Origin of the sequence: Mesorhizobium sp. M7A.F.Ca.CA.004.12.1.1 (assembly GCF_003997835.1) — a bacterium.
In the GTDB taxonomy this organism is placed as follows: domain Bacteria; phylum Pseudomonadota; class Alphaproteobacteria; order Rhizobiales; family Rhizobiaceae; genus Mesorhizobium.
This window is the reverse complement of record NZ_RZRK01001478.1, coordinates 1-519: the sequence shown is the minus strand read 5'-3', so window position 1 is coordinate 519 and position 519 is coordinate 1. Positions and strand designations below refer to the sequence as shown.

Annotated in this window: 1 pseudogene; it reads right to left on the bottom strand. The window is 64.0% G+C overall.

What is annotated here, in order from left to right:
• Nucleotides 1-519 (bottom strand): annotated as a pseudogene (locus tag EN984_RS38015) (hypothetical protein); the annotation flags it as partial.

Genomic DNA, 519 nt, shown 5'->3' with positions numbered 1-519 from the left:
CTTCCGGCGGCACCGCATCGGCGCCGAGACTGACGATGTTGTCACCGCCCTGGCCGCCATTGCCGCCGCTGGCGTTGGAAAAGATGCCGTAGGAAAAGTCGCCCGTCGTCGTGATGTCGCTGGTGCCAGACGCAACCGCGTTGGCGCTGCCGCCGGTGTTGCCGCTTCCGGCGTCGCCGCCAAGGTTCACGATCGCCGGAAGGGCGCCACCGCCACTGCCGCCATCGCCGCCGACCGCGGAAGCTATGAGTCCATGATGGCCCGAGCCGATGGTCGAAATCGTGGCGTTGTTGAGAACATCGACGGATCCGCCAACGCCGCCATTGCCGCCCTCACCGCCATTGGTTTCAAAGGGCGTTCCAGCCAGGCCTTCGCCGCCGTCGCCGCCATCGCCGCCATTCGCCGTGCCGCCAAATCCAGATGCGTTGAAGTTTATATGAGGAAAGGGGGGGAAGGATAAAGGGGTCGCATTTGTAATAGATCCGCCGGGATCGCCATTATCGCCATCTGCGTCAAAGC